At 43.2% G+C, this 1,436-nt stretch carries 3 protein-coding genes; 1 reads left to right on the forward strand and 2 read right to left on the reverse strand.

The genetic code is table 11. The features are described 5' to 3' along the window. Positions 1 to 479, reverse strand: a 479-nt coding sequence (locus ACOCD9_RS07575) for a tyrosine-type recombinase/integrase (protein WP_419546962.1), incomplete at its 3' end; no start/stop codon positions are given. An 80-nt stretch (positions 480 to 559) separates the two neighbouring features. After that, on the reverse strand, positions 560 to 802 hold the full coding sequence (locus ACOCD9_RS07580; protein WP_287702567.1) for a helix-turn-helix domain-containing protein: 243 nt from the start codon (positions 800 to 802) through the stop codon (positions 560 to 562). Between the two features lie 176 nt (positions 803 to 978). Here ACOCD9_RS07580 and ACOCD9_RS07585 point away from each other — a divergent pair. Beyond that, a partial coding sequence (locus ACOCD9_RS07585) for a hypothetical protein (RefSeq protein ID WP_419546963.1) occupies positions 979 to 1,436 on the forward strand: 458 nt, incomplete at its 3' end.

Here is a 1,436-nt window from a genome sequence, read left to right on the forward strand (position 1 = left end):
GATGAATGCCCTGATATTCTTTGAATCGTTCTTAGTGGAACCCCCGCTAAGTGCATTCTGGTTAAAGCCGTTCGCCGGAATGAATGGGTAGAAATTCCTTTTAATCCCAATCGATCGCAAGCTTGCCTAAGAACTAAGTCAGCATAAGCCGTCGTCAATGGTTTTGTTTTGAACCGACCGGGAAAAAGAAACTCGTTCGGAGATGCGATCGAGTCGATGTAATCATTGAGAATTATTTCAAGTCTAGGGGATATGGGAAGCGATCGCGTTCCCCTTTTTCCTTTAGTCGAATTTTTCCTGAGAGTGATCACGCCATTGGCTATATCCCCCGCTCTAATCGACAAGGCCTCACTAATCCTACAGCCACAATAAAGACAGATAGCAAACACAGCCCTATCCCTCTCGGAAAAAAGGCTAAATATAGCGGTAATCTCGCTATCTGTCAGGATTTTAGCTTGGCCGTTGCGATCGCATTTCATTGATTGGTAAAGCTTTACTATTACCAAGTCACGGACGCTTAAAAACCCGTGGGGTTCACGGGTAGGGATACCTATATATGTCAATCTATGGACACGCCTAACGATACCTCTAGCACTTTCTCAATGGCTCTAAGGGTTTCAATCGGTAAGCTTACAAGCTTCTCAGTCTCGATCCGATTCCAGTAAGCTACACTTATCCCGGCCTCAGCAGCTAATTGAGTAATGGTTTTGGGTGAGGCTTTTCTTTCCCGGCGAATGCGATCGCCTAATCCCTCAACTTCATAAACACGGGTAACGCTGATCTTCATCTTTGATATAGTCATTAGTTATTACTCAAGTATCTACTATCAATATATTCTTATAGTAACTTAAGATTAATCTCTTGACAAGTATCTACTAATAGATTATTATACAGATATAGAGAAAGGCGAACGCGCCCAATACCACTTAGTGCGATCGCTTTTCTCTCGTAAACTTATTACAAGGATGATGATACATCATGAAGTTAATTGAGGCAATGGCAACCGACCGCGCCCGGCGCGTAAACACTAAATACGGTGAGAGAACCGTTATAGACGCTGTAAGACGCGATACCGGGGAAAAAGTGACCGTGTGGCGCGGTGGGGATGATGATTACAGCCAAAAGCACGTTATTAAAAACGCACGCTTAACCTTAACTCTTGACAATAAAGGAAAATATTCCTTAGTGGAGGATCCCAATTTAGTCAATTTAGGACAGCCTTTACCCGTTGAACCCGTACCCGTCAGACCAGTACACAACTACGATCATAAAATCGAGAAACCTAACGAGAGTGAGCAATCTAGCTTATCTAATAGCCAAAAGCGTGAGATTGCCAACTATGTGACTGAAATGGCTAAACTTTATAAATTTTGTCTCGATCAGGTTGACGTAACCATCGGAGTAGAAGGGGAAGATAAACGAGCGATCGCTACCAC

Source organism: Microcystis sp., assembly GCF_048564745.1.
Taxonomy (GTDB): domain Bacteria; phylum Cyanobacteriota; class Cyanobacteriia; order Cyanobacteriales; family Microcystaceae; genus Microcystis; species Microcystis ichthyoblabe_A.

Bases quoted from the DNA above. Each gene is read 5' to 3' on its own strand.
- ACOCD9_RS07580 (WP_287702567.1), bottom strand. From the start codon at position 802: ATGACTATATCAAAGATGAAGATCAGCGTTACCCGTGTTTATGAAGTT.